Annotated in this window: 6 protein-coding genes and 1 tRNA gene; 1 reads left to right on the forward strand and 6 read right to left on the reverse strand. The window is 67.4% G+C overall.

Annotated elements, in window-relative coordinates:
* Positions 1-185: 185 nt before the first annotated feature.
* Positions 186-665, forward strand: a complete 480-nt coding sequence (locus tag E1292_RS49210; RefSeq protein WP_132606695.1) for a hypothetical protein — start codon at positions 186-188, stop codon at positions 663-665.
* Positions 666-780: 115 nt separating this feature from the next.
* On the opposite strand, the gene E1292_RS49215 is transcribed toward E1292_RS49210, so the two are convergent.
* From E1292_RS49215 to E1292_RS49240, 6 genes are all read right to left on the reverse strand, one after another.
* Complete coding sequence (locus tag E1292_RS49215) at positions 781-1428, reverse strand: 2'-5' RNA ligase family protein (RefSeq protein WP_132606696.1); 648 nt, start codon at positions 1426-1428, stop codon at positions 781-783.
* Positions 1429-1718: 290 nt separating this feature from the next.
* Positions 1719-1792: transfer RNA gene (locus E1292_RS49220), tRNA-Thr, on the reverse strand.
* A gap of 53 nt (positions 1793-1845) precedes the next feature.
* On the reverse strand, positions 1846-2673 hold the full coding sequence (locus E1292_RS49225) for a PSP1 domain-containing protein (protein ID WP_132606697.1): 828 nt from the start codon (positions 2671-2673) through the stop codon (positions 1846-1848).
* A 102-nt stretch (positions 2674-2775) separates the two neighbouring features.
* A complete protein-coding gene (locus E1292_RS49230; protein ID WP_132606698.1) occupies positions 2776-3837 on the reverse strand; it encodes a permease-like cell division protein FtsX in 1062 nt (353 codons plus the stop codon).
* A complete protein-coding gene (locus tag E1292_RS49235; RefSeq protein WP_246091012.1) occupies positions 3834-4403 on the reverse strand; it encodes a SigE family RNA polymerase sigma factor in 570 nt (189 codons plus the stop codon). Before E1292_RS49235 ends, E1292_RS49230 begins: the two co-directional genes overlap by 4 nt.
* 9 nt (positions 4404-4412) lie before the next feature.
* Positions 4413-5488, reverse strand: a 1076-nt coding sequence (locus E1292_RS49240) for a DNA polymerase III subunit delta' (protein WP_132606699.1), incomplete at its 5' end; no start/stop codon positions are given.

A 5488-nucleotide genomic window follows, 5' to 3' on the forward strand; every position in this document is an offset into this window, starting at 1 on the left:
CAAACATCAGCAAACCGGACCGGGGAGGTCTCCCAAGGGGCGGGTGGAGATCAGGGCACCCGAGGCCATCCACGGGGAATTCTCGTGGCCATCAGCCGGGACTCAACTGGCCGCCCACCAGGAGTCTTCCATGGCCGTCGGCACTGCTGGTTGGAGTAGTTCCGATGAGAGCTGGCCTCGTCCCCGTGGTACTGGCATTCGCGCTCGTCACTTCACTTGCCACCGGGTGCCGTTCCGAGTTCTTTCCCAGCGAATCAGGTGCTGCTCCCGAACTCGTCGCTGACCTGCGGGGTACAGGAAGGGTGCTGGCGACCACCACGACCGAGCGGTATTGGGACGGCCACACTGAGATCACAGACATCCTCGTGCTGGACGTCGGTGGGTCAAGCTTCCGTGATGGCCTTGATAAGGCGCTGGGCATCCTTCGAGCGCGCGGATGGGAGGCCGAGGACCCACCGCACCTCTGGCGTACACGCTTGGAGTCGGACAAGTGGGATGGTGCATGGATCGCGGTTGAGCCGCTGATGAACTATGAAGTGGCGACTTCAGAGGGGTTCGATGAACAACTCGATACGTCCAACGCGACTCTTTTCAAGCGCCTGATCAAGCGGAACACCTCCGGACATCTGGTAGTCGTGGAAGCGCATCCTGATCCAGACAACTGACCGCGCCCAAGGTATCGCAGTCCGCGTCCTGGCACCTCAGAGCAACTTTGTGTGGCTTTTTGCAGCCGATCTTGTAGGCCGATCTCGTGGCCGCTGTCCGGCCGCTCGGCCTGCGCTAATGGGCTCTGAGAGGCACTGTGGTCCGGGTGTTCCAGCGGTAAACCCACTCGGGCTCCAGGACTCGGTTCTGGACGATCAACGCGACCTGATCCACATTCACACTCACCACGTCGGCGTCAACCGCGTTCAGGGCGTCGATATAGGGCTTGGCCGGTCCTGGCGCGTTGAAATAGGTCAAGCTCACGTGTGGGCGGAACCCCTTGGCCTGCTCAGCTGCCGTAGGCACGTTTCCGGTGACTTCGGCGATTCCCTTCCTGATCTCGTCCCAGATCTGGTGCAGCGGCTCTGCTGGGGTTGGGGCCAGCTCCACGGCCTCGCCGATGACGACAGAACGATGGAAGGTCAGCTCGACGGGGTTGAGTTGCCCCAGTCGTGCAGCTACCGCCTCGGTGACCTGGTCAAGCTGCTCTTCAGCTACTTCGTCGACCCACCCCACCGACTGCATGGTGAGGTGCAGCCACTGGGCCGGTATCGGGTCATGCCCATTGATCGCGGCGAGAACGCTTTGGTAGCGCTCCGCGAGCTGGTGCAGCTGTGGCGCGTCCTCGAAGGTCAGATGCCAGGTGTAGACCAGGCGGCCCGGCCGCCAGCCTTCTCGCGGCCACCAGTGTGACCGAACCTTCTCGACGTTCCCGATGGTCATCGGTGTGCCTCAGATCTGGGACGGAGTGTCAGGTACGTTCGGCTCCTGATCGATCAGGACTCATCGATGATGGTTACCCGGTCTGCCTGCCAGATCGACTGCCGCCCACGACATCAGCGCACTCGACGCCATCCGCGAAGCCATCGAGGTCATGCCCTGGCTACCGCCACTCCCCGCACCTTCGACCAGCTCACCGAAAGCCCCGATCATGCGACGCGGTTGCTGTACAAAGCTGCTGTACGGCCATGCAAAAGGCCCTCTCGGATGAACCGGGAGGGCCTTGAACCGGGAGCCGCCTTGGGGATTCGAACCCCAGACCCCTTCATTACGAGTGAAGTGCTCTGGCCGACTGAGCTAAGGCGGCGTGCCGTACGGCGTGAAAGAGTCTACAGGAGCCCGAAGGGTTCTCGCTCCCACCTATTGTCCCGGCTCCCCGTACGTCGAGTCGTACGCCTTCCGCGGCCCGCACACGCTCGCCTTCGAGCAGGCGCACCGTCGTCCTCCGTCGTTGAGCCGCACCACCACCGAGTCGGACGGCACGTTGTGCCCCACCACGGTGCCGGCCCCTTCCGGGGTTTCCACGTTCGTCCCCACCCGGGGCGCCGAAGCGCGGAACTCCTGGTAGAGGGGGTGCTCGTACTTCAGGCAGCACATGAGCCGTCCGCAGGCCCCCGCGATCCGCAGCGGGTTGACCGGGAGGTCCTGGTCTTTGGCCATGCGGACGGACACCGGCTCGAAGTCCTTGAGGAACGTCGCACAGCACAGGTCGCGCCCGCAGGGGCCGATGCCGCCCTGGAGCCGCGCCTCGTCCCTGGGGCCGATCTGCCGGAGCTCGACCCTGGCCCGCAGGTTGCGGGCCAGGTCGCGGACGAGGGCACGGAAGTCGACCCGGTGGGGCGCCGAGAAGTAGACGGTGTAGACGTTGTCCTCGTCGAGGTAGTCGACGCCGACGATCTTCATGGGCAGGGTGTGCCGTTTGATGAGGCGTTTGGCCACGCTGCGGGCCTCGGCCCTGCGGCGTTTGTTGGTTTCGTCGCGGGTGAGGTGTTCCTCCTCCGCCGGTCCGGCGCACACCGGCAGTCCGTCGATGTCCTCGCTGCTCCACTGCGGCGCCCAGACGCACTCCGCCACCTCTGGACCCGAGTCGGTCGGTACGAGCACCTTGTCGCCCACCTTCGGGCTGTGCTCGCCGGGATCGAGGTAGTAGAGCCTTCCGTAACGGGTGAAGCTCACAGCCATGATCATTCCCACGGGCTCGAGCTCGCCTCCTGACGGCCTAGGGGGTCCTTGCGGCCTTCCGTTGCCACATTACGTGCCCCCGCGAGCCTTGAGTCAGGCGGTGCGGGATCATTTGTTCGTGCGGCACAGCTTGTCTTCTGGTATGTCCAGACCGTAGTTGTTCATCAGCGCGAGGCGGCGAAGCCCGCACATGTGGTCCACGACCGAGGCCACCCCTGGCTGCCGTTTGAACTTGTCGACCACTCGCGCCCCGTCGGACTCGGGCCGCAGCGTCAGTCTGAAGCTCTGAGGCATGTCCTCTTCCTTGGTGGCGTCGAGGAGTGTTTTGTTCTCCTTGAACTGCTTACGGAAGGACTCGAACGCCATCGCCTGGGTCTCGAAGTGGGACGACTCGACCTCGGGCATCTCCTCGATCAGCTTCTTGACGACCTTGATCTCCGCGGCGGTCGCCCCCTTGCCTTCCTTGGTGACCGTGACGTCGTTCTCACCTTCGGAGGTGCGCTCCGCCCCGCACGACGGCAGGCCGGACCCGTCCTGGCAGAGGAAGACGGTGATGTCCACATACCTATTCGGGTCGGACTGGCGGGCACGGAGAACCGCCATGTCGCCGACGTTCACCAAGGGCAGCCCTCGAAGTGCCAGGGACACCTGCCGCACATCAGCCTGCCCCTTCAGCTTCACCCTGAACGACGGGGGCACGTCAGCGGGCCTGACCGCGGCCAGGAGCGTCTTGTCCTGCGCGTATTCCTGCTGGAAGTGCTCGTAGCCGAGCTCCTGGCTCACGAAGGCCACCACGTCGACCTGCGGAGACTCCCGGAGCCGCTCCTCGACCGTCCGCACCTCTTCCGGAGTGGCGTCGCGGCCGGGGCACCCTCTCTTCGCAGGCGCCGACTTCGTGCACAGGAAGACGGTCAGGTCCGTCTCGTCCATCGGGAGGGTCTCCGGGTTCGTGGCCACCACGCGGTTCACGTCGCCCGGGCCGCCGAGCCCGATGGCGGTCGCCGCCCCCGCGAGCACGACCACCGCGGCCACGGCCACCAGCCGGAGGTCCACCTGGAACCGCCGCCGCCCCTGCGGCTCCCGCAGCGGCCTGAGCGTGCCGGGGTCGAGCGTCGCCCCCGCCTCGGCGAGGGCCGCGCGCAGCCTGTCCTCTATCGGGCTGTGGTTCATGAGTCCTCCCCAAGTGCTCGGCCGAGCGCGGCGAGCCCCCGCGCGATCGTGGATCTGGCCGTGCTGGCGCTGATCCGCATGGTGTCGGCGACCTCCTGATCGGTGAGGTCGAAGTAGTAGCGCAGGGTCAGCGCCTCGCGCTGCCGGCGCGGCAGCTCGCGCAGCGCCCGCAGCACCTCGCGCCGCTCCTCCCCGAGCAGCACGGCGCTCTCCGCCGACCAGACAGGCGGTTCGTACGGCACCGCGCGCCGGAACACGGTCGCCCGCCTGCGCAGCACCGACCGGCATCCGTTGAGCACCGCGGAACGTACGTAGGCCAGCGCCTTGTCGGCGTCGCGCAACCTGCCCCGGCCGGCGTGCGTGCGGGCGAACGCCTCCTGCACGACGTCCTCAGCGCTGGCCTGGTCGCCGAGCATGATCAGAGCCAGGCGTACGAGGCCCACGTGGTGCTCGGCGAAGATCGACGCCACGTCCACGCGCTGCCGGGCGAGGGCTGCCTGTTGGGTGAGTAGTTCGACTTCCACGTAACAGAGACGCCTGCCGGCCTCGTCTGCTGCTTCGGTCACCCGGTCATCTCATGGGCGGAGCGCCAGCATCATGGCCTCGATCGCGATCTGGGGGTTGACGTTGGCGGCCAGGCGTTCCCTGCACTGCATGATCGCGTCGATCCGCCGCAGCGTCTCCTCCGGCGTGGACGACCTGGCCAGCTGGTCGAGGTCGTAGCGGATGTCGTCGTTGGCCAGCTCGATGGCGGCGCCGAACTGCATGGCCAGCACGTCCCGGTAGTACGACGCCAGCTCCAGCAGCGCCGAGTCCAGCGAATCGCGTTTGATGCGGGTGGCCCGGGACTTCTGCCGCTCCTCCAGCTCCTTCAGCGCGCCCGCGCCGCCGCGTACGAGCCCTCGGTTGAGCCCCTTGCCCGTGGAGCCCTCGCCGTAGAGCTTGCGCAGCTCGGCGGTCTCGTCGTCGTTGAGGGCGGCCGTGGCGGCGGCGGCCTCTTCCTCGGCCGTCTTCACCAGCCGCTCGGCCGCGGCCACGCACTCGCCGACGCCCGTCAGCGCGCGTGGAATGCTCAGCACCGCCTCGCGGCGTGCCCTGGCCCCCTCGTCGAGCGCCAGCGCCCGTGCCCTGCTGATGTGCCCCTGAGCGGCTCTGGCGGCGAACCTGGCGATGTCCTGTGGCACGCTGTCGCGGGTGGCCAGCACGTGGGCGACGGCCTCCGCGGCGGGGGTGGTGAGGGTGACCAGCCGGCAGCGGGACCTGATGGTGATCATCAGGTCGTCGGGGGCGGGGGCGCACAGCAGCCACACCGTGCGGGGCGGCGGCTCCTCGATGGCCTTGAGCAGGGCATTGGCGGCCGACTCAGTGGCCCGGTCGGCGTCTTCGAACAGGATGACCCGCCACCGGCCCTGCGTGGGCGCACCGGCCGCGCGCAGGATGAGCTCGCGGGTCTGCTTGACGCTGTAGGACAGGCCTTGCGGGCGTACGGACTCCAGGTCGGGGTGCGAGCCGATCAGCACCTGGTGGCACTGGTCGCAGTGGCCACAGCCGGCGTCGGGGCACAGCAGCGCCGCGGCGAAGGCGCGAGCGGCCTCTTCCCTGCCCGAGCCGGGCGGGCCGGTGAAGAGCCAGGCGTGCGTCATGCCCGCCC

The organism is Nonomuraea deserti (assembly GCF_004348685.1).
Taxonomy (GTDB): Bacteria; Actinomycetota; Actinomycetes; order Streptosporangiales; family Streptosporangiaceae; genus Nonomuraea; species Nonomuraea deserti.

What these genes read in the sequence shown, in the direction of transcription:
- E1292_RS49215 (WP_132606696.1), bottom strand. Translation starts at nt 1,428, where the DNA reads ATGACCATCGGGAACGTCGAGAAGGTTCGGTCACACTGGTGGCCGCGA.
- E1292_RS49225 (WP_132606697.1), bottom strand. Translation starts at nt 2,673, where the DNA reads ATGATCATGGCTGTGAGCTTCACCCGTTACGGAAGGCTCTACTACCTC.
- E1292_RS49230 (WP_132606698.1), bottom strand. Translation starts at nt 3,837, where the DNA reads ATGAACCACAGCCCGATAGAGGACAGGCTGCGCGCGGCCCTCGCCGAG.